This is a genomic window from Streptomyces sp. NBC_00466, from assembly GCF_041433995.1.
Taxonomy (GTDB): Bacteria; Actinomycetota; Actinomycetes; order Streptomycetales; family Streptomycetaceae; genus Streptomyces.
The window spans coordinates 3,540,653-3,558,781 of record NZ_CP107896.1 but is presented as its reverse complement, the minus strand read 5'-3'; the positions used below and the strand labels follow the sequence as shown (position 1 = coordinate 3,558,781).

The following is an 18,129-nucleotide window of genomic DNA, read 5'->3' as shown; positions in this document are numbered from 1 at the left end:
CGAGCCGCCCGCGCCACACAACACCCGCAACGCACATCAACCACAGCCACCACAGCCACCACAGCCACCACGTCAGGAAACCCTCATGCGCACTGTGATCAGCACCGCCTTCATCTCACTCGACGGCGTAGTCGAGGCCCCCGGCGGCGAACCCGGCTACCGCAACTCCGGATGGACCTTCAAGGACATCGACTTCGTACCCGAGGCGTTCGAGATCAAGGGGCGGGAACAGGAGGAGTCCACCGCGATGCTGCTGGGCCGCGCCAGCTACGAAGCCTTCAGCCCCGTCTGGCCGGACATGGCGGAGTTCGCGCACTACAAGTCGATGCCGAAGTACATCGTCTCCACCACGCTCACCGACGACAAGCTCGTCTCCAACTGGGGCGAGACCACCATCCTGCGGTCCCTGGACGACGTCGCCGCCCTCAAGCAGACCGAAGGCGGCCCGATCATCGTCCACGGCAGCGCCCGGCTGAACCACGGCCTCTCGGACGCGGGCCTCATCGACCGCTACCACCTGCTTGTCTTCCCCCTGCTGCTCGGCGCGGGCAAGCGCCTGTTCAGCGCCACGGACAAGGACACCCAGAAGCTGAAGCTGGTCGAGTACGAGGCTTACTCCAACGGCCTCCAGAAGAACGTCTTCGACGTAATCCACTGACGCTGACGCTGGCACTGGCACTGCCGGCGCCGGCCCCCACTCGCCGTCAGCGCCTCAGGACCTCAGGACTACTTGCCCAGATGGAGGCCGGATCCCGCCAGATCCGCCCTGATCCCGTTCTTCTCCACCACCACGTGCCGCAGGCTGATGTCGCCGGGGGCCTTCGGCAGCTTGAAGGAGAGCGAGAACTGACTGGAGAGCTCCGGCGGACGCAGGCTCATCACGGCGGCGATCAGCTTGGGGTCAATGCCGGCCTTCTGCAGCAGCCAGGGGTGGGCGACGACCTCGTCGACCAGGTTGACCTGCATCAACTGGTGGGCGAAGCGCGGTGTTCCGGTCAGCTTGTGCAGCTGGTCGTCGCTCTGCAGCGCCTGCTGTACGCGCTGCTGCGGTACGCCGATCCGCTGGACGATGGACGGCACGGAGAGCAGCGCCCTGATGTGGTTCTCCTCGCGGGCGATCCGGGCCGCCGCCTCGGGGGCGAGCCGCAGCCCGGAGTGCGCGCGGTCCTTGCCGGGCGTGTACGTCGCGATGCCGGGCACTTCGATCCGCATGTGGTCGACAGTCGTTGAGACCGCCCGGCCGCCGTCCCGCTGGACGTGTGCCTTGGCCTGGACCCGTACCTCGGTGCCCGCCACGGGCAGGCCGCCCCGGACGTTGATCGAGTCGTGCCCCTGGTCGGTGAACTTGACCTGGGAGGCGCCGAGTTCGCGGTTCATGTCCTCGAACGAGAGGAAGACGTCGCCGTCCATCGAGCCGACCACGGCCCCCTTGATGGAGCTGGGGAGGTCTCCGTTGACCCGGATGTCCTTGGCGGTGGCGTGCACCTCCGCGAGCGAGACCCGGTCGGCCGGGACGTCAGGGACGGACACGTCGACCCGGTCCAGGTGCTTGTCGAGAACCTGGGTGAGGAACGGGAAGCCGTGGATGTCGACCTCCGGCTTGGTCACCAGGTGCATCGACTGCTGGAGCTTCTCGGCGGCCTTGTTCTGCGCGTACAGCTCGGCGAACCGGTCGGCGAGGAAAAGGAATCCGGTGCAGACCAGCGCGGCGACGGCGACCTTCACCACGGTGGACACGGCGGCGAACCGGCGCCGGGCACGGTGGTTGGGCGGCGACCAGCCGTCATCGGGGTCGTCACGGCTCTCGCCGACGACACCGTCGGCTTCGTCGTACTCGGACTTCAGCCCGAGCCCGAGGGGGTCGCGCTCGTCGTAGCCGTACGGCTCGAAGCCCGGCTCCGGATCGCGGAGTTGTGCCAACTCGTCGTAGGGATTGTGCGGATGCGGTGGTATGCGTGTGGGGGGTCGCATCGGCTCATCCCACCACGCGTGCGCCCCCCGAACGCAACTCGTACCGGGGGTAGCCCCCTGCTTTGCACCCTTTGTCGGCTCACACCGGATGTTAGGCCGGTCACAGCCCGAAGCGGGGCCGACCAGGAAAATCTGGTCGGCCCCGCTTCATGAAGGGATGCGGTGAGCCGGGGACGGTGGCGGCTTTTGACAGCCCCGGAAACCGTCACCCGCATAACGGCTTCCTCATTCGCATGACCACCCCGGCCCAAAAGACTGCCGAGGAAACCGATGCACCTTTCTGCTCGGCGGGCGCCGTCTACCACCGGTACCAGCGACTGCGCTTTCCACCGCTCGCCGCAGGGCGGATGACGAACCCCAGCAGCCACACGACCAGCACAATGGCGGCGATCCACCACAGGGCCTGGACTGCGAACCCCGCACCGAAAAGGATCACTGCGAGCACAAGAACGAGAAGAATAGGAATCATTTTTTAACCTCCTGACCACCGACTGCCCCGGCCTCACCGCTTCATTCCTCGTGACCTTCAGAAGGTTCCGAGCGGCAGTTCCCCTCTCCCTCATCGGAGCTGTGCTTTCCGGCCGGAAAATCAGCGGGAGTTTAAGGGTGGGATCCTGCGGAAAAGCGCTTCGATAACACTGTTTCCGAGTAGGTCAGGACGTGATTGAGCATGGCTGCGGACGAAAAGGCACAGGCCAAGGGCGAGCAGGTCAAGGGAAAGATCAAGAAGACCGCCGGTGACGTCGTGGGCAACGAGTCGCTCCAGGCAGAGGGCCGTGCCGAAGAGACCACGGGCGACGTACGCAAGGCCAAGGAAGCCATCAAGGACGTGTTCAAGGAGAAGTAGCGCGGGGCGCGGGCGAACTCCTCGGCGGTGGCTGTCACATGTGCGGCCCGGACGGTGTCTTCATGGCGAACCACACCGCAGTGCCGCATCAGAAGGAGAGACAGCATGGCGTTGCGCCTGCCGAAGGCCGAGCTTCCCGCCGAGCTCAAGAAGAACATGATCAAGCAACTGGGCGCTGTGCCCGAGAACGTCGAAGTGTTGTGGCACAGCCCCCGAGTGGCCCAGGACAGCCTGGAGTTCGGCGCCACGGTGGGCGCGTGGGACGCGGTCGACCCGAGCCTGAAGTCATTCGCGCACATGGCCGTCGCGTCGCAGGTCGGCTGCAGCTGGTGCCTGGACGTCGGCTACTTCCAGGCCCAGAACGAGGACCTGGACCTGGCCACGGCGAGCCAGGTGCCCCGGTGGCGTGAGGCGGATGTGTTCACGCCGCTGGAGCGCGACGTCATGGGGTACGCCGAGGCGATGACGAACACCCCGCCGACCGTCACCGACGAGCAGTACGCCGCCCTTCTGGAGCGGCTCGGGCTGCCGGCCATGGTGGAACTCACCGCGTTCATCGCCTACGTCAACCTGGCGACCAGGGCCAACGTGGCGAACGGGGTCACCTCGCAGGGCTTCTCCGATGCCTGCGAGATCCCGCTGGCCAAGCGCCCCGCGACGTCCCCCACGACGTCCCCCGCAGGGTCCACGGCATGACCGAGGACCTCGCGGGGGACGTCCACCGCATGACCGAGGACCCGTTCGTCGCCCACCGCAGCCTGCTGTTCACCGTCGCCTACGAGATGCTTGGCTCCGCGGCTGACGCGGAGGACGTGCTTCAGGAGACCTGGTTGCGGTGGGCCGCCGTCGACCGGTCGCAGGTCGGCGACCCGCGGGCGTACCTCGTCCGGGCCGTCACCCGGCAGGCACTCAACCGCATACGTACGCTCGCACGCCGCCGCGAGGACTACGTCGGTGAGTGGCTGCCGGAACCCCTGCTGACCCACCCCGATGTCGCCGACGACGTCGAACTCGCGGAAAGCGTCTCCATCGCGATGCTGACCGTCCTGGAGACGCTCAGACCGGTGGAACGCGCGGTGTTCGTGCTCCATGAAGTCTTCGGCATACCGCACAACGAGGTGGCCGAGGCGGTGGGCAAGACCCCCGATGCGGTCCGGCAGATCGCCCGGCGGGCCCGGAACCACGTCTCCGCCCGACAGCCACGCGCCCGTGTGAGCCCGACGGAACACAAGGCTGTGATGGGCCGGTTCGTCGCCGCGCTGCACACCGGGCGCATCCAGGACCTCCTGGAGATCATGGCGCCGGACGTGATCCTCATCGCCGACGGCGGCGGGCTCTCGGCCGCAGCGCCGGCCCCCGTCCACGGGGCGGAACTCGTGGCGAGGCTGCTCACCGGCACGGAACGGGCCGAGGCCGACACCACGCTGGTGTGGGTCAACGGCGCCCCAGCGATCCGGATCGAATCCGACGGCGGCGGACGGGCCGCGGTCAGCCTCCGGATCGAGAACGGGCGCATCACCCGGATCTACGCGACATCCAACCCGCAGAAGCTGACACGACTCCACGAACCGACCGCTCTCACCAGGTAGAACGAGCCGTCGGTCGAGGATCACCCGACCGTCAGGCCGACATGGCATGACCGTCGCTTTCGGCCTCTTCCGCGCAGGCTGCGGCGAGGTCGTCCATGGACAGATGGAGCGCGTGGGCCAGGGCCGCCACGGTGAAGAAGGCAGGGGTCGGGGCCCGGCCGGTCTCGATCTTGCGGAGTGTTTCGGCGGACACTCCGGCGGCTGCCGCCACGTCGACCATGCTGCGGTCACCCCGTGCCCGGCGGAGCAGGATCCCGAAGCGCTCACCACGTTGCCGCTCTTGCGGACTCAAAGGAACTCTGACCATGCCCGTGATACTAATACCGGTATACGTATTGGGCAACGCCGCATCGCAAGGAGCACGACACATGGTGGAGATCAAGACCGACACGGCACTGGAGGCGATGCGAGAAGCCGGACGCATCGTGGCCCACGCACTCGCGGCCGCCCGCGCCGCCGCGTCCGTGGGAGTACGCCTGCGCGAGCTCGACGAAGCCGCCCGTACCGTGCTCACCGAGGCCGGAGCACGTTCTCCGTTCCTGGGCTACCAGCCCTCTTTCGCCCCGATCCCCTTCCCCGCCGTGATCTGCGCTTCAGTGAACGACGCCGTCGCACACGGCATCCCCAACGACTACCGCCTGCGCGACGGCGACCTGGTCAGCATCGACTCCGGAGCCGAACTCGACGGCTGGACCGGCGACGCCGCGATCAGCTTCACCGTCGGCACCCCGCGCCCCGCCGACCTCGAACTCATCGCCGCCACCCAGCGGGCCCTGGACGCCGGCATCGCCGCCGCCACCGTCGGTCATCGCATCGGCGACATCTCCCATGCCATCAGCACGGTCGCCCGCAAGGCCGCCTGCGGTATGCCGTCCGACTTCGGCGGCCACGGCATCGGCCGCCAGATGCACGAGGACCCCCACGTCCCCAACCACGGACGACCCGGCCGCGGCTTCCCCATGCGCCACGGCCTCACCCTCGCCATCGAGCCCATGCTCATGGCCGGAGGACACAACGACTACTTCACCGGCAACGACGGCTGGACCCTGCGCACGATCGACGGAAGCCGGGCCGCCCACATCGAACACACCATCGCCATCACCGAGGACGGCCCCCGCATCCTCACCCAGCTCTGACCGCCGCCTCGCCGCAGCGGGCTGAGACACCTCAGCACGGCCCGCACCCGCCGGGCAGTACCGGGATGAGCGACCCGTCCTCGACACGGAATTCCAGGTACGGACGTACGGACCACTCGGTCCACCGGCCCCGGTGACTCAGCGAGAAGCCACACGGCTCCCCCCGGTGCAGTGCACCGATAGCGCCGACGCAGCCACCGCCGTCCACCCAACTCAGTGCCCGGTGGCGCTCGATGGGCGGAAGGACGTGCGCCAGCTCGCGTACGTCAGCACGGATGCGGCGGATCGCCTCCGCCGGGACCGTGACCGCGTAACGCGCTACGTCCGCCACATCGTCGGCGTCCATCGTGCGGTACGTGATCCGCTCGCACCAGAAGGCACGGGTGGGGTGCGGGACACGCATGGTGGGGCCTCCTGACGCGACGTCGGGGCCGCCCCCTGCCCACTGCCGGCGTGACGAGCTGTGGGTAGCGGGACGGCCCCTTCTTGCCCCCTCAATCGGCGCAGATCGAGCGGGAGTTGCGGCGCCGACACATGAACATGCTGAGAAACCCAGCCCGGTTGGCGGCACACAGTGAAGCTAGCGCTTAATCCAGGACCGCATCAAGTGTTGTACGTCTAACGAGTGAGGCATACCGCTCCAACGGGTCGTACGCAGCGAAACGGGCGGCCTCCACCTGCGCCGGTGGGGGCCGCCCGAAGCGGATCACGGCGAGTCACGCCAGATCGTCGAACTCGCCTTCCTTTGCGCCGCCGAGGAAGGCACGGAGCTTGGCCCGGCTGGTCCGGATGACCACGTCCGGGTTGTCGCTCTCGCGCATCAGGATCTCGCCTCCGTGCTCGGCGAGCTCCAGACAGTCAGAGCCTTCGGCATTGGAAGACTTCGAGGACTTTCGCCACTGAATTTCCATCATTCTCACGCCTTCATACTTGTTGAGCTATTTTGCGAATGAAGTCCCGCGAGCTCTCCGGATCGAGCGCCTTCTCCTCGGTCCGCTCCAGAGCGACTCGCCAGTTCTCCAGACTGGTCTCGGAATCCAGAAACCCCGACCCGGTCGTCGTGTCCGTCTGCACCGTGTCGAGTTGCGGCACCACACCACGCACGTAGTGTGCCGAACTGCTGGCATGAGGGAAGCCGCCGGCCGCGAACGGGATCGCACGGATCGTGACATTGTCGCGGTCCGACTGCTTCAGCAAGTTTTCGAGCTGACTGCGGGCAACCGACGGGCCGCCGAATGTCATCCGCAGCGCGGCTTCATGGATGAGGAAGGTGCAGTCGACCAGTTCGGGCCGGTCCAGGACGTCGCGCCGCTTCAGTCGGTGGGAGAGCTGGCGTCGCTGACGCGCAGGGCTCGGCTGCGGCACACTCTCAGCGAACACAGCCCGTGCGTAGTCCTCGGTCTGGAGCAGGCCGGGCATATACATGATCTGCACCGACCGGAAACCCACGGCATGGTGTTCCAACTCGGCCAGGTCGAGCGCCCCGCTGGCGAGATGCCCCCGATAGTCCTCCCACCAGCCGTTTATGCGCTCCGTGGCCATATCGGCCAGCGCGTCGACATACGCCGCGTCGGGGCAGGCGTAGTGGTCGGCCCACGTTCGCACCCGTTCAGCACTCACACCGAACCGGCCGGACTCGATGTTGCTGATGGTGGTGCGATCCGTGCCGAGCATGGCCGCAGCCGCGGTGAGCGACAAGCCCGTGTGCTCCCGAATCCTGCGCAACTCGGTGCCCAAGCGGCGCTGGCGCGCCGTTGGTGCCTTCCTCGACGGCATCGATCTCTCCTCTTGTCGGGTCCCAGTGTGGCCCGCTGCCCGACACGGGTCCAGCTCGTTCATGACTTCGCGCGTTCATGTCTAACGCGTGAGGCGATGCGCTAGCGTTGCCTCAGCACCGGGTAGCCGGGTCCGAAGTGCAGCCATTTCGGCGCGCGTTGAAACATCCGCGCCAATTCGGCCATCGCCACGGACAACGAGCGGCGCACCCGTTTCGGATCGCATCGGATCGCTACGCGTAGGGAGAACCACATGACCCCCGCCGCACCACGCCCCCCACAGGGCGGCGAGTTCTACCGCATCGCCCTGCCCAACACCGCCAACGCACCCCGTATCGCACGGGACTTCGTCACCTCACTGCTCACTGTCAGCCGCCATCGCGACCTCGCCGACGACGCGCGGCTCTGCGTCGCGGAGGTGGTGACCAACGCCCACCGCCACACCCGTGCGCCCAGGATCCAGCTCTGCGCGACCGTCAACCGCAAGCAAGTGACCGTCTCCGTGGCGGACAACGCGCCCTGGTTCCTGCCCGTACTCGCCACCTCGGCCGGGGACGACCAACTGGAGTGCGGGCGCGGACTGTTACTGCTCGACCGGCTCGCGCTCGCCTGGGGATGGACCCTCCTGGGCGGCTGCACCCCGGACCGTAAAGCCGTCTGGTTCACACTTGCCAGGGCCGGGTCCGGCGAGCCTCGGTAGCGCCGCACGCCCCTCCCCACCAGCTGCTTTACCGCACTCGGACCGGTGCCACGCTCCGGCGCGTTTGATCGGCAACGCAGGGCGATCCGTAGCTCGTTGGAGTGGATGCCCTGAGCTGATCTTCTGCTCGAAGCAGCCGGTCTGTATACCTATGGCTACGGAGGGTTACTTATCCAAGTGACCCGTCAGCGCCAAGGAGTATCCGGTGAAATTCCGTAATTCTGTGTGCGTCGCGGCCGTTTCGGCAGCGCTGATCCTCGGTGCGGGAAGTGCCTTCGCGGCCCCCGCCCTCACCACGAGCCAGGCCGGAGTGTCCAAGGTCGCCGCCGCGCGTCCCACCAGTGACACGATCATCCGGCCGCGTGCGCAGATCTGTAAGAACGGCGCATGGACGTCCGGCAACGGCCGGACCATCCTCCGTATGCAGGAGGACGGCAACTTCGTTCTCTACAAGGACGGACGCCCGGCGTGGCAGGCGCCCAACACCTGGTCGCACGGAAACTGCGCGGTGTTCCAGGAGGACGGCAACTTCGTCGTCTACAACTCCGCGAACCAGCCCGTATGGGCGTCCGGCACCTGGCACAAGGGGGCCTACCTCGCCATCCAGGACGACGGCAACGTCGTCATCTACAACCGCGACCACCGCCCCGTCTGGGCGACCAACACCGGTGACTGACCGGTGAGTTCCCACTCCGGGAACTGAGCAAGTGAAGCAGGGGCGGCGCGTCGCCGAGGGCCCTCAGGCCCGCCGCCCCACCAGCCGCACGCCGGGACACCACCCCCGCTCCGACACCACCGGAACCGAAGATTCACACTTTGCGTACTTTGCGTTAATTTTCCGCTACTTTCAGTGACGCGGCGGCCGTGTGGACGGCCGCGCTTCCCGGAAGGATCTGCGCCCATGCGACGCGTCACCAAGATCGGCCTGCTGGCTTCGGCCCTGATGCTCACCCTCACCGGAGCCGCCACCGGTACAGCCGCCGCTCAGCCCGACACCGCCACCACCACCCGCGCCGCAGCCGACAGGGCCGCCTACTTCCAGGTGGCGAACGACCGGGACTACCGCCACACCTGGGTCATCAAGCTGACCAAGGCCGAGGACATCGAGCACGCCCGTGAGCTCGTGAGCGGCAAGACGGACGAGAGGCCGCACGTCATCGGCCGCATCGTCAAGAAGTCCGAGCCCTACAACCCCGGCTGGAGCTACAACCTCCGCCCGGAGACCATCGGCTTCTTCGACGTCGCCATCGAGGTCTGCGACGCGGCCCCCTGGTACGTCGAGGACCACCTGGACGAGGCAGGCGGCGCCTTCCTGCCCGGTCTGGTCTGGTGCCCCTGGGGCTCGCACATCACGAAGGAAGTCCCCGCGCCCTGACGCCCTTCCGCTTCGGACCACAGACCTCGGCCCCCCTCCGCAGTGCGGACGGGGGCCGAGGTGCGGACCGTACCGGAACGCTCTACTTGACGACCGTGATCCGGTCCGCCGTCGGCGTCGGAATCGGCGCGGACGCCGAGGAGTTCGCCGTCAGATAGGCGTTGAACACATCCAGGTCGGACGCGCCGACCAGCTTGTTCTTGCCCTGGCCCAGCGCCGCGAAGCCGTCGCCGCCGCCCGCGAGGAACTCGTTCATCGCGACCCGGTAGGTCGCGGCCGGGTCGATGGCCGTGCCGTTCAGCTTGACCGTGTCCGCGACCACGCGGTCCGCGCCCGACTTCGTCAGGTCGAGGGTGTACGTCAGCCCCTTTGACACCTGAAGGATCTTCGGGGATGCCTCGTTGCCCCCGCTGACCTGCTGCTGGAGCGCGGTCAGGAGCTGCGCGCCGGTCAGGTCGACCACGTTCATCATGTTGGTGAAGGGCTGCACGGTGAACGCCTCGCCGTACGTCACCACCCCGTCCCCCTCACTGCCGCTCGCCTTGTACACCAGGTCGGACCTGATGCCGCCCGGGTTCATCAGGGCCAGCTGGGCGCCGCCCTTGTCGGCGGGAGCGAGCCCGGCGAGCTGCGCGTCGGCGATCAGATCACCGAGCTTGGTCTCGGGCGATGTGTCGCCGCGGCCGTTGATGTCGGCGGAGATGAAGCCCTGCGGCCTGTTGGCGATGGGGGCGGCCAGTGTGTTCCAGCGGCTGATCAGCGAGGTGATGTCCGGCGCCTTGGGCTGGTCGCGGCTGACGACGTGGTTGACGGGCCGCACACCCGTACCGGTCTTGCCGTGTCCGCCGGCCGCCTTGGCCGCGGTCCGCACGATGTCGTGGGTCTTCAGGTCGTACGTGAGGGTGCTGTCCGTGTACAGGCGCCCGAAGGACGCGGCCGACGTCACCATGCGCGGGTTGCCCGCGGGGTCCGGGATGTCACACACGTACGACTGGTGGGTGTGGCCGGTGACCAGCGCGTCCACCTTCGGCGAGATGCCCTTGGCGATGTCGACGATGGGGCCGGAGATGCCGTCGCCCGCGCCGGGTGAGTCGCAGTCGTAGTTGTACGAACTGCTCGCGGGCATACCGCCCTCGTGGATCAGCGCCACGATGGACTTGACGCCCTGGCGGTCCAGTTCCTTGGCGTACTTGTTGACCGTCTCGATCTCGTCGTGGAACTTGAGGCCCTTGACGCCGTTCGCGGTGACGACGTTGGGCGTTCCCTCCAGCGTCACGCCGATGAAGCCGATCCTGACGCCGTTCTTCTTCCAGACCGTGTACGGCTTGAGGATCGGCTTGCCGGTCTTCTCGCTGGTCACATTGGCGGCCAGGTAAGGGAAGTTGGCGCCCTTGAACTTCTTGCCCTTCTCGAAACAGCCGTCGGTCGGGTGACAGCCGCCGTTCTGCATCCGGGCCAGCTCGGTCGCGCCCTCGTCGAACTCGTGGTTGCCGACGGAGGTGACGTCGAGCTTGATGTCGTTGAGCGCCTCGATGGTCGGCTCGTCGTGGAAGAGCCCCGACAGCATCGGGCTGGCACCGATCATGTCGCCGCCCGCCGCGGTGACCGAGTACGGATGGCCCTTGCGGGCGGCCCGCAGCGAACTCGCCAGATACTCCGCGCCCCCGGCGGGGACCGATTTCACCGTGCCGTCGGGCTGCGTCTCGGCCACGGTCCCCGACGAACCGGCCGGCGGCTCCAGATTCCCGTGCAGGTCGTTGAAGGACAGCATCTGCACATCGACGGTGGGGTCGGGCCGGGGGTGGTGCGAACCGTGACCGGCTTGCTGCCCGTGACTCCCGTTCCCCTGACCGACGTGACCGACGTGACCGCTGGGACTCTGCGCCTGGGCCGGCATGGCGGCGACCAGCGCACCGACGGCCACGAGCCCGGCAGCTGCGGCAAGAACCCGCCGGGTCGGCCGGGCCGCCCGGTCGCTCCGACGTCGGAGGGTTCTGTGAGGTTTGGCTGACATTCGTCCCCTTGTGAGTTCTGTGTGAAGGGCGAGGGGTGACGATCGGCAGCCTAGAGTCAACGCGCGTAGCGCGACAGGGGATTGCGGCCAGGGGCTGAGGAATATCCGGGCCGGAACGCCCGTCAGCCTATGGGCGTGCCGGTCTGGTCGCGTTCGAGCACGGAGCGCAGCTTCGAGAGGGCCTGCGCGGCAGCCGACACCGAGGAACTGTCGAGAGCGCCTCCGATCAGGTCGGCCACTCCATCGGCGAAGGTCTTCTCCGCCGCATCGACGAGCCGCGAGCCGTCGTCGGTCAGGGCCAGCAGCGAGGACCGGCGGTCGGATGGATTCGGCTGCCGGACAGCCCATCCCTGCTTCTCCAGGCGGTCGACGGTCTTGCTGGCCGCCCCGACACCTATGGCGAATTCGGCAGCGAGATCCGCCACGCGCGACCCGGGGTGGTCGCGCAGGTAACGCAGGCCCTCGAACTGCGAGGTGACGATGGAGTGCCGCTCACGGAGACGGTCGTTGAGGGCGTTGTACAGACGCGTCTCGCACCGGACCAGGTCGGCGAAGAAGCCCGGGAGGTCGACCGTCTCACCACTTGCTTTGGATGTCACGGCATATAGTCTACGTTATATGCCTCGGCATATAGTGCTCCGGAATGCACCCCGGGACGCACCCCGGAAGGCACTTACGGCAGGAGAAGAAGGATGAGCAAGGAACAGCGCGCACAGGTCGACGCGATGCTGCGGCAGTCGCGACCCGATGAAGGCCCCCGGCCGGTCGAGGCGATCCGAGCCGGATTCGAGGCGCTGATGGCCCCGATGACCGTGCCCGGCAGCATCCGCACCGCGCAGACAACTCTCGGCACCCGGCCCGCGCTGCGCGTCGAGCCGGACAACGGGCAGCGCGCCGGGACGATCCTGTACTTCCACGGCGGCGGCTGGGTGTACGGCTCCCCCGGAAGCGCGCTGTCACTGACGGGAAACCTCGTTGCCAGGACCGGCCTCGGGGCGTACTCGCTGGACTACCGGCTTGCCCCCGAGCACCCGTTCCCGGCCGCGATCGAGGACACGCTGAGCGCCTACCGCGCCCTCCTCGACAGCGGCCAGGACCCGTCGGCCATCGTGTTCGCCGGGGAATCGGCCGGCGGCGGCCTCACCGTCACGACCTGTCTGGCCGCCCGCGACGCGGGCCTGCCGCTGCCCGCCGCCCTCGTGATGTTCTCGCCGGGCCTCGACGCCGCCCACACAGGCGAGAGCATGGACACCAAGGAAGGCATCGACCCGATCATCACCCGCAAGTCCGTGGAACACACCGGAGCCATGTACGTCGCCGGGCAGGACCCGTACCAGCCCATGCTCAGCCCAGCTGTCCTCGCCGACCTGACCGGCTTCCCCCCGATGCTCATCCAGGTGGGCACCAACGAGGTCCTGCTGGACGACTCCACCCGCATGGCCGCGCGGGCAAGGGCGGCCGGAGTGGACGTCATCCTGGACATCACCGCCGACGTGCCGCACGTGTTCCAGGCGTTCACCGGCGTCCTGGACGAGGCCGACGAGGCACTGGAGCGCGCGGCTCTCTTCCTCAGCCAGCGCATCCGCGCCACGGGCGCGGCGCACACATCAGCGGGGTGACGATTGTCAGCGCTCGCGTGCGGTCGAGCTGGTCCAGCTGGCCAGAAGATCGAGTGCCTGGCGTCCGGGTGAGTCGGGCTCGGGCGAGTAGATGGTGATACGGAGCCCGGGGTCAGCGGGCAGATCGAGGGCTTCGTAAGGCAGGGCCAGGTTCCCGACGAGCGGGTGGTGGAGTTGCTTCACGCCGGAGTGGTGGAACTTCACGTTGTGCCTGGCCCAACGCTGGACGAACTGGTCGCTCTTCGTGGAGAGCTCTCCGATCAGATCGGTCAGGCCCTTGTCCTGCGGCGAGCGGCCGGTCTCGGTGCGCAGGATGGCGACTGAGTCGTTGGCGGCTTTCTCCCACTCGGGCCAGAAATCGGCGGAACCAGGGTCGAGGAACAGGAACCGCGCGGTGTTGACCGGACCACGCTGCGCGAACAACGGGGAATCGTAGACCGGGGCATACAGGGCCTGGCCGAGAGAGTTGGCGGCGAGGATGTCGAACCGCCCGTTGCGGATGTAGGCCGGCAGGTCGGTCATCGCGTCGAGCATCCGCAGGACCACCGGTCGGATCCGCCCAGTCGCAGCGGGTGGCCGACGCCCGGACGCAGTGGCCGAGCGGGCCAGGCCGTAGAGGTAGGCCCGCTCGGCATCGTCGAGCTGAAGCGCGTGGGACAAGGAGTCCAGCACCGAGTCCGAGGCGCCGCTCAAGTTCCCGCGCTCAAGGCGGATGTAGTAGTCGATGCTCACCCCGGCCAGCAGTGCCACCTCCTCCCGGCGCAGTCCGGCCACTCGTCGTTTTGCACCCAGGACGGGCAGTCCTGCCTGCCGGGGCGTAATGCGGGCGCGACGGGTACTGAGGAACTCCCGCACCGCGTCGGCCTGCTCATGCCTCTCGCTGTCGGTCACATCACCACCGTAGGTCGTGCGGCGATGTGCTGGGAGGTACTGCCATTACCCGGAAGAGCAGTAACTCCCACCCGCGCACGAATACGAGTTTCATGGCAGGGGCACGGCAAGGCAGAGAGGCCCTGCACGGCTTATCAACGCATGAGGGAGCTCAACATGACGATAAGGCGAGTAGCCACCGGTCATAACTCGGAGGGCAAGGCTGTTTTTGCCAGCGACGTGGAGCTTGAGCACGACGGGGGCGGTGGCCCTATTTACCAGATTTGGGGCGGCGACTACAAAGGTGTGCACTTCCCTGACGACGGTTCGGAGCCTGCCTGTGAAGACGAGTACTTCCCGCGGACTGGCGGGTTCCGTTATGTAATGGTCACGCTGGCGCCGAATGGCGCCGACCCGTTGCCGGAGCCGGCACCGGGGACATTTACCCCGCGGCGGCACATGCGTCACGGCTTCGACGGTAATTTCCCCGAAGGCGGCGGGATGCACAGGTCGGCCAGCGTCGACCTCATGGTGGTCTTGTCCGGGGAGCTCACCCTCGAACTCGACGATGGCGCCAGCAAGACTCTGAAGGCGGGCGACACGATCATCCAGAACGGGACGAAGCACCGGTGGATCAATAATGGTGACGTGCCGGCGGTCTGTGCGGCCGTCATTATCGGCATTGACCACGACGACTTCGCCTAGTACCGCAGAGCTGGTTGCTGGAGTGCCCCCTTCTCACCCCCCCCTGGAGTCGAGGGCACCATGCCACCCGTTCGGTGGATTGATTTCGGCAGGAACGTCACAGCACCGCAGGCTGCCGACAGCCTGTCCAGATGAACGACGACACGACCAGGGGCGTTGTGCCCGCCCAGGCCTCCGCTCTCCCGCCCGGCTTCTTCGACCTGGTGCACGATCTCAAGGCGATCGTGCGTGGCGCCCATGTCCGCGCCCAGCTGAAGGTCAACACGGAGATGCTCCTCATGTACTGGGAGATCGGCCGGACCATCCTGGCCCGGCAAGAGGACGAGAAGTGGGGCACGAGGGTCATCGAGCGCATCTCGGCCGAGCTGCGCACCGAGTTTCCGAACCAGCGGGGGTTCAGTACGCGCAACGTCCAGTACATGCAGCAGCTGGCTCGAACATGGCCCGAACAATTTGCGCAGCAAGCTGCTGCGCAATTGCCCTGGGGGCACCTCCAGCTCCTGATGGACAAGTGCCGAACCCGCTGCGCGGATACAGCAAACCCTTGGCGGTCAGCACCTACGCCGGGCTGCCCGAGCGCGTACAGGAGCTGCTGCCCACCGCGGAGGACCTCTCCCGCATCGCGGACGACGTCCTGCGCAAGTCGTCCGACGGCAGCTGAGCCGCACGGCCACCCACCACCCGCGCCCTCTCCCCCGTACGCTCGCCTCCATGACGAATGCGCCCACAGACCCCGCACCCGGCCGGCAGATCCAGACCCTCGACACACTCACCGCCGACCAGGAGCAAGCCGTACGCGCGCTGCTCGCCGAGGCCGCGCGGACCGACGGGCAGCAGGCCGTATCCGAGCAGGGACGGCTTCAGCTGCGCGGCGAGCGGCGCGAAGGGGTTCAGCACTTCCTGGTCAGCGTCAGTGACACGCTCACCGGGTACGCCCAGCTGGAGGCGACCGACCCCGTCGAGGCGCCCGCCGCCGAGCTCGTCGTCCACCCCTCGCACCGGGGGCAGGGCAACGGCCGCGCGCTCGGCTCCGCCCTGCTGGCCGCTTCCGGGCGGCGGCTGCGCGTCTGGGCGCACGGCGGACACTCGGCGGCCCGCCACCTCGCCCAGGTGCTCGGGCTGGCCAAGTTCCGTGAACTGCGCCAAATGCGGCGCCCGTTGGCCCCGCTGGACATCCCCGAGCCGGTGTACCCGGAGGGCGTCACCGTACGGACCTTCGTACCCGGTCAGGACGATGCGGCCTGGCTCGCCGTGAACGCCGCCGCCTTCGCCCACCACCCCGAGCAGGGGTCGATGAGCCAGCGCGACCTGGACGACCGGAAGGCGGAGTCCTGGTTCGACCCGAAGGGGTTCTTCCTGGCGGTACGGGACGCGGACGCGGACGGCGGCCCCGGCGGCGAGATCGTCGGCTTCCACTGGACGAAGGTGCACGCCGACGAGCAGCTGGGCGAGGTGTACGTGGTCGGCATCCGCCCGGACGCCCAGGGCGGCGGCCTCGGCAAGGCACTGACCGCGACCGGGCTGCGCCACCTCGCGGCCGAGGGGCTGCCCACGGCGATGCTGTACGTGGACGCCGACAACACGGCCGCCGTCACGGTGTACGAGCGGCTGGGCTTCGCCACGCACGAGGTCGACCTGATGTACCGCTCGGAGTCCTGAACTCGGTCCAGAAGCGGGCCTGTCAGGTGACGTCTCGGTCGGGGCCCGCTCGGGAAGGACCTTGAGTCTCCAGTGACTGGAGACAGCAGAGTGGGGGACATGGACGTTACGACCCTCTACTCGATCGGGGAGCTTTCCCGGCGGACCGGCTTGTCTGTGCGGACCATCCGGTTCTACTCCGATTCGGGGGTGGTAGCGCCGACCACCCGTAGTCCCGCCGGTTACCGGCTCTACGACCTCGACGCACTGCTTCGTCTGGAACTCCTCCGCACACTGCGCGAGCTGGGCATGGACCTGGCCACGATTCAACGGGTACTGGACCGCGAGCTCTCGGTGGCGGAAGTCGCCGCGGCGCACGCCGACGCCATGGACGTCCAGATCCGGGTGCTGCAACTGCGTCGGAGCGTTCTGCGAGTCGTGGCCAGACGCGGGTCCAGTCCCGAGGAGACCCAGCTCATGCACAGGCTCACGCAGTTGTCCGGCGAGGAACGCCGACGTTTGATCGACGATTTCGTTGATGGCACCTTCGGCACAGTGGATACCGACCCGACCGCGGTTGCCATGGTTCGCGCTGCCACTCCCGAGCTCCCCGATGACCCGACCAGCGAGCAGGTCGCCGCGTGGGTGGAGCTCGCCGAGCTGGTCGGCGACGAGGATTTCCGTGCCCGGATGAGCCGGACGGCCGCACGTCAGGCCGCCGGGCACCCGCTCGACATCGAATGCGATGCCGGCGAGGAACTGATGGAATTCACCCGTCAGAAGGTGGCCGAGGCCATGGAGTCGGGCATCGGCCCGCTCAGCGACAGGGGCGCACCCGTCATCGACGACCTCGTGCACCGATTCGCCGAGGTGCTCGCGCGCACCCCCGACACGGAATTCCGGGACTGGATGGCCGAGCAGTTCGAAGAGGCGCACGATCCCCGGGTAGACCGATACTGGCGGCTGGTGTGGATCGTCAACGGCTGGCAGGTAGTACCGAACCTGATCCCGGTGTACCCCTGGCTCATCCAGGCCCTGCGACATGACCGTGCCGCATAGTCACCGCAGTGGGCACGGCAGACGATCACCGGGCGAGCTCGAGGAGCAGTTCGCTGAGTTCCCCCGGCATGGTGATCATGCAGTCGTGGCCGGTCGGCAGCTGCCAGACCTGCGCGGCGGTGCCGTTGGGCTGGACCGGGGGGACGGGGCGGCGGGTGACGCCCGCCGGCATGGCGCCGACGTTGTGGATATGGGTGCGCGGGATCGCGTTCACGGCTGGGTTGTCCAGGTGCACCGGCTGCCGCAGGCAGCGCACCGGCTGGTCCGAGAGCATCCCGCGCAGCCAGGCGACGTCCGCCGGGTCCGTGACGCCGAACAGGCCGAAGGGCGCGGGCTGTTCGGGCATCGGCGGCACGCGCCAGCCACTCTCGGACTTCTCGGCGAGCTCGATCAGTTGCCGTGTCACGGGCTGGACGTCGACCGCGGACTCGCCGTCCTCCGGGACCATCGCGTCGAGGTAGACCAGGTGCGCGACGCGTTCCGGAATCCGGTTGGCCGCGGACGAGATCACCAGCCCCGCGTAGCTGTGGCCGACGAGCACGACGTCGCTGAGGTTCTCCTCGGTGATCAGCCCGACGATGTCGTCGGCGTGCGTATCGAGCCCCACCTCCGGACCGGCCAGGTGCACCTTGTCGCCATAGCCGGTCAGGGACGGCGCGAACGCCCGGTGCCCGGCAGCCTCCAGCAGCGGCACCACGCGCTCCCAGCACCGTCCGCTGTGCCAAGCACCGTGCACCAGCAGGAATGTGGACATGAGTGAACCAGTCCTTCTTCGTAGAAGCAGCGGAGCACCGCCGGCCACGCACCTGCCGCCGGTTCGCGGCTCTGGTG

At 67.8% G+C, this 18,129-nt stretch carries 22 protein-coding genes and 1 pseudogene; 13 read left to right on the top strand and 10 right to left on the bottom strand.

Features of this window, described 5'->3' with window-relative positions:
• The first annotated feature begins 85 nt into the window (after positions 1–85).
• Positions 86–658 carry a dihydrofolate reductase family protein gene (locus OG210_RS15815; RefSeq protein WP_371537136.1) on the top strand — a complete coding sequence of 191 codons (573 nt, stop codon included), beginning with the start codon at positions 86–88 and terminating at the stop codon, positions 656–658.
• A 68-nt stretch (positions 659–726) separates the two neighbouring features.
• Here the strand turns inward: OG210_RS15815 and OG210_RS15810 are convergent, their stop codons facing one another.
• A complete protein-coding gene (locus tag OG210_RS15810; protein WP_328328503.1) occupies positions 727–1,971 on the bottom strand; it encodes a DUF2993 domain-containing protein in 1,245 nt (414 codons plus the stop codon).
• Positions 1,972–2,269: 298 nt separating this feature from the next.
• Positions 2,270–2,440 carry a hydrophobic protein gene (locus tag OG210_RS15805; RefSeq protein WP_328328505.1) on the bottom strand — a complete coding sequence of 57 codons (171 nt, stop codon included), beginning with the start codon at positions 2,438–2,440 and terminating at the stop codon, positions 2,270–2,272.
• A 201-nt stretch (positions 2,441–2,641) separates the two neighbouring features.
• Between OG210_RS15805 and OG210_RS15800 the strand changes: the two genes are divergently transcribed.
• The 3 genes from OG210_RS15800 (at position 2,642) to OG210_RS15790 (ending at position 4,407) form a co-directional block, all read left to right on the top strand.
• Positions 2,642–2,818 (top strand): CsbD family protein, encoded by a 177-nt coding sequence (locus OG210_RS15800; RefSeq protein WP_328328507.1) that lies wholly within the window; start codon positions 2,642–2,644, stop codon positions 2,816–2,818.
• A 105-nt stretch (positions 2,819–2,923) separates the two neighbouring features.
• Complete coding sequence (locus OG210_RS15795; protein ID WP_371537132.1) at positions 2,924–3,514, top strand: carboxymuconolactone decarboxylase family protein; 591 nt, start codon at positions 2,924–2,926, stop codon at positions 3,512–3,514.
• Between the two features lie 29 nt (positions 3,515–3,543).
• On the top strand, positions 3,544–4,407 hold the full coding sequence (locus OG210_RS15790) for an RNA polymerase sigma-70 factor (RefSeq protein ID WP_371540319.1): 864 nt from the start codon (positions 3,544–3,546) through the stop codon (positions 4,405–4,407).
• A 31-nt stretch (positions 4,408–4,438) separates the two neighbouring features.
• Here the strand turns inward: OG210_RS15790 and OG210_RS15785 are convergent, their stop codons facing one another.
• Positions 4,439–4,714: a helix-turn-helix transcriptional regulator gene (locus OG210_RS15785; protein ID WP_328328511.1), complete on the bottom strand. Its 276-nt coding sequence runs from the start codon at positions 4,712–4,714 to the stop codon at positions 4,439–4,441.
• Between the two features lie 61 nt (positions 4,715–4,775).
• Between OG210_RS15785 and map the strand changes: the two genes are divergently transcribed.
• Positions 4,776–5,543, top strand: coding sequence for a type I methionyl aminopeptidase (map, locus tag OG210_RS15780; RefSeq protein ID WP_371537128.1), 768 nt, complete (start codon positions 4,776–4,778; stop codon positions 5,541–5,543).
• A 31-nt stretch (positions 5,544–5,574) separates the two neighbouring features.
• Here the strand turns inward: map and OG210_RS15775 are convergent, their stop codons facing one another.
• From OG210_RS15775 to OG210_RS15765, 3 genes are all read right to left on the bottom strand, one after another.
• The gene (locus tag OG210_RS15775) at positions 5,575–5,946 is read right to left on the bottom strand and encodes a hypothetical protein (RefSeq protein WP_328328515.1); all 372 of its coding nucleotides are present in this window, start codon (positions 5,944–5,946) and stop codon (positions 5,575–5,577) included.
• Between the two features lie 313 nt (positions 5,947–6,259).
• A complete protein-coding gene (locus OG210_RS15770) occupies positions 6,260–6,454 on the bottom strand; it encodes a DUF397 domain-containing protein (protein WP_328335502.1) in 195 nt (64 codons plus the stop codon).
• Positions 6,455–6,467: 13 nt separating this feature from the next.
• Positions 6,468–7,319, bottom strand: a complete 852-nt coding sequence (locus tag OG210_RS15765) for a Scr1 family TA system antitoxin-like transcriptional regulator (RefSeq protein WP_328328517.1) — start codon at positions 7,317–7,319, stop codon at positions 6,468–6,470.
• 252 nt (positions 7,320–7,571) lie between these two features.
• Here OG210_RS15765 and OG210_RS15760 point away from each other — a divergent pair, with 252 nt between their 5' ends.
• From OG210_RS15760 to OG210_RS15750, 3 genes are all read left to right on the top strand, one after another.
• Positions 7,572–8,018, top strand: coding sequence for an ATP-binding protein (locus tag OG210_RS15760; protein ID WP_328328519.1), 447 nt, complete (start codon positions 7,572–7,574; stop codon positions 8,016–8,018).
• A gap of 205 nt (positions 8,019–8,223) precedes the next feature.
• Complete coding sequence (locus OG210_RS15755; RefSeq protein ID WP_328328521.1) at positions 8,224–8,694, top strand: hypothetical protein; 471 nt, start codon at positions 8,224–8,226, stop codon at positions 8,692–8,694.
• Positions 8,695–8,919: 225 nt separating this feature from the next.
• On the top strand, positions 8,920–9,393 hold the full coding sequence (locus OG210_RS15750) for a calmodulin-binding protein (protein ID WP_328328523.1): 474 nt from the start codon (positions 8,920–8,922) through the stop codon (positions 9,391–9,393).
• Between the two features lie 82 nt (positions 9,394–9,475).
• On the opposite strand, the gene OG210_RS15745 is transcribed toward OG210_RS15750, so the two are convergent.
• A complete protein-coding gene (locus OG210_RS15745) occupies positions 9,476–11,407 on the bottom strand; it encodes a bifunctional UDP-sugar hydrolase/5'-nucleotidase (RefSeq protein ID WP_371537123.1) in 1,932 nt (643 codons plus the stop codon).
• Positions 11,408–11,529: 122 nt separating this feature from the next.
• The gene (locus tag OG210_RS15740) at positions 11,530–12,006 is read right to left on the bottom strand and encodes a MarR family winged helix-turn-helix transcriptional regulator (protein WP_328328527.1); all 477 of its coding nucleotides are present in this window, start codon (positions 12,004–12,006) and stop codon (positions 11,530–11,532) included.
• Between the two features lie 93 nt (positions 12,007–12,099).
• Between OG210_RS15740 and OG210_RS15735 the strand changes: the two genes are divergently transcribed.
• Positions 12,100–13,026 (top strand): alpha/beta hydrolase, encoded by a 927-nt coding sequence (locus OG210_RS15735; protein WP_328328529.1) that lies wholly within the window; start codon positions 12,100–12,102, stop codon positions 13,024–13,026.
• A 6-nt stretch (positions 13,027–13,032) separates the two neighbouring features.
• On the opposite strand, the gene OG210_RS15730 is transcribed toward OG210_RS15735, so the two are convergent.
• Positions 13,033–13,917: a helix-turn-helix transcriptional regulator gene (locus OG210_RS15730; RefSeq protein ID WP_328328531.1), complete on the bottom strand. Its 885-nt coding sequence runs from the start codon at positions 13,915–13,917 to the stop codon at positions 13,033–13,035.
• A gap of 141 nt (positions 13,918–14,058) precedes the next feature.
• Here OG210_RS15730 and OG210_RS15725 point away from each other — a divergent pair, with 141 nt between their 5' ends.
• The 4 genes and pseudogenes from OG210_RS15725 to OG210_RS15710 all read left to right on the top strand — a co-directional run bounded on the left by OG210_RS15725 (position 14,059) and on the right by OG210_RS15710 (position 17,298).
• Positions 14,059–14,601, top strand: a complete 543-nt coding sequence (locus OG210_RS15725) for a cupin domain-containing protein (protein WP_328328533.1) — start codon at positions 14,059–14,061, stop codon at positions 14,599–14,601.
• Between the two features lie 131 nt (positions 14,602–14,732).
• A pseudogene (locus OG210_RS15720) lies at positions 14,733–15,110 on the top strand (DUF1016 N-terminal domain-containing protein); the annotation flags it as partial.
• A 202-nt stretch (positions 15,111–15,312) separates the two neighbouring features.
• The gene (mshD, locus tag OG210_RS15715; RefSeq protein ID WP_328328535.1) at positions 15,313–16,260 is read left to right on the top strand and encodes a mycothiol synthase; all 948 of its coding nucleotides are present in this window, start codon (positions 15,313–15,315) and stop codon (positions 16,258–16,260) included.
• Between the two features lie 99 nt (positions 16,261–16,359).
• The gene (locus OG210_RS15710) at positions 16,360–17,298 is read left to right on the top strand and encodes a MerR family transcriptional regulator (RefSeq protein WP_328328537.1); all 939 of its coding nucleotides are present in this window, start codon (positions 16,360–16,362) and stop codon (positions 17,296–17,298) included.
• A gap of 25 nt (positions 17,299–17,323) precedes the next feature.
• Here the strand turns inward: OG210_RS15710 and OG210_RS15705 are convergent, their stop codons facing one another.
• Complete coding sequence (locus OG210_RS15705) at positions 17,324–18,052, bottom strand: alpha/beta fold hydrolase (protein ID WP_328328539.1); 729 nt, start codon at positions 18,050–18,052, stop codon at positions 17,324–17,326.
• Between the last annotated feature and the right edge of the window lie 77 nt (positions 18,053–18,129).

Excerpts from the sequence above, each read along its gene's own strand:
- OG210_RS15815 (WP_371537136.1), top strand. The coding sequence starts at position 86 with ATGCGCACTGTGATCAGCACCGCCTTCATCTCACTCGACGGCGTAGTC.
- OG210_RS15810 (WP_328328503.1), bottom strand. The coding sequence starts at position 1,971 with ATGCGACCCCCCACACGCATACCACCGCATCCGCACAATCCCTACGAC.
- OG210_RS15805 (WP_328328505.1), bottom strand. The coding sequence starts at position 2,440 with ATGATTCCTATTCTTCTCGTTCTTGTGCTCGCAGTGATCCTTTTCGGT.
- OG210_RS15800 (WP_328328507.1), top strand. The coding sequence starts at position 2,642 with ATGGCTGCGGACGAAAAGGCACAGGCCAAGGGCGAGCAGGTCAAGGGA.
- OG210_RS15795 (WP_371537132.1), top strand. The coding sequence starts at position 2,924 with ATGGCGTTGCGCCTGCCGAAGGCCGAGCTTCCCGCCGAGCTCAAGAAG.
- OG210_RS15790 (WP_371540319.1), top strand. The coding sequence starts at position 3,544 with ATGACCGAGGACCCGTTCGTCGCCCACCGCAGCCTGCTGTTCACCGTC.
- OG210_RS15785 (WP_328328511.1), bottom strand. The coding sequence starts at position 4,714 with ATGGTCAGAGTTCCTTTGAGTCCGCAAGAGCGGCAACGTGGTGAGCGC.
- map (WP_371537128.1), top strand. The coding sequence starts at position 4,776 with ATGGTGGAGATCAAGACCGACACGGCACTGGAGGCGATGCGAGAAGCC.
- OG210_RS15775 (WP_328328515.1), bottom strand. The coding sequence starts at position 5,946 with ATGCGTGTCCCGCACCCCACCCGTGCCTTCTGGTGCGAGCGGATCACG.
- OG210_RS15770 (WP_328335502.1), bottom strand. The coding sequence starts at position 6,454 with ATGGAAATTCAGTGGCGAAAGTCCTCGAAGTCTTCCAATGCCGAAGGC.
- OG210_RS15765 (WP_328328517.1), bottom strand. The coding sequence starts at position 7,319 with ATGCCGTCGAGGAAGGCACCAACGGCGCGCCAGCGCCGCTTGGGCACC.
- OG210_RS15760 (WP_328328519.1), top strand. The coding sequence starts at position 7,572 with ATGACCCCCGCCGCACCACGCCCCCCACAGGGCGGCGAGTTCTACCGC.
- OG210_RS15750 (WP_328328523.1), top strand. The coding sequence starts at position 8,920 with ATGCGACGCGTCACCAAGATCGGCCTGCTGGCTTCGGCCCTGATGCTC.
- OG210_RS15745 (WP_371537123.1), bottom strand. The coding sequence starts at position 11,407 with ATGTCAGCCAAACCTCACAGAACCCTCCGACGTCGGAGCGACCGGGCG.
- OG210_RS15735 (WP_328328529.1), top strand. The coding sequence starts at position 12,100 with ATGAGCAAGGAACAGCGCGCACAGGTCGACGCGATGCTGCGGCAGTCG.
- OG210_RS15725 (WP_328328533.1), top strand. The coding sequence starts at position 14,059 with ATGAGGGAGCTCAACATGACGATAAGGCGAGTAGCCACCGGTCATAAC.
- mshD (WP_328328535.1), top strand. The coding sequence starts at position 15,313 with ATGACGAATGCGCCCACAGACCCCGCACCCGGCCGGCAGATCCAGACC.
- OG210_RS15710 (WP_328328537.1), top strand. The coding sequence starts at position 16,360 with ATGGACGTTACGACCCTCTACTCGATCGGGGAGCTTTCCCGGCGGACC.
- OG210_RS15705 (WP_328328539.1), bottom strand. The coding sequence starts at position 18,052 with ATGTCCACATTCCTGCTGGTGCACGGTGCTTGGCACAGCGGACGGTGC.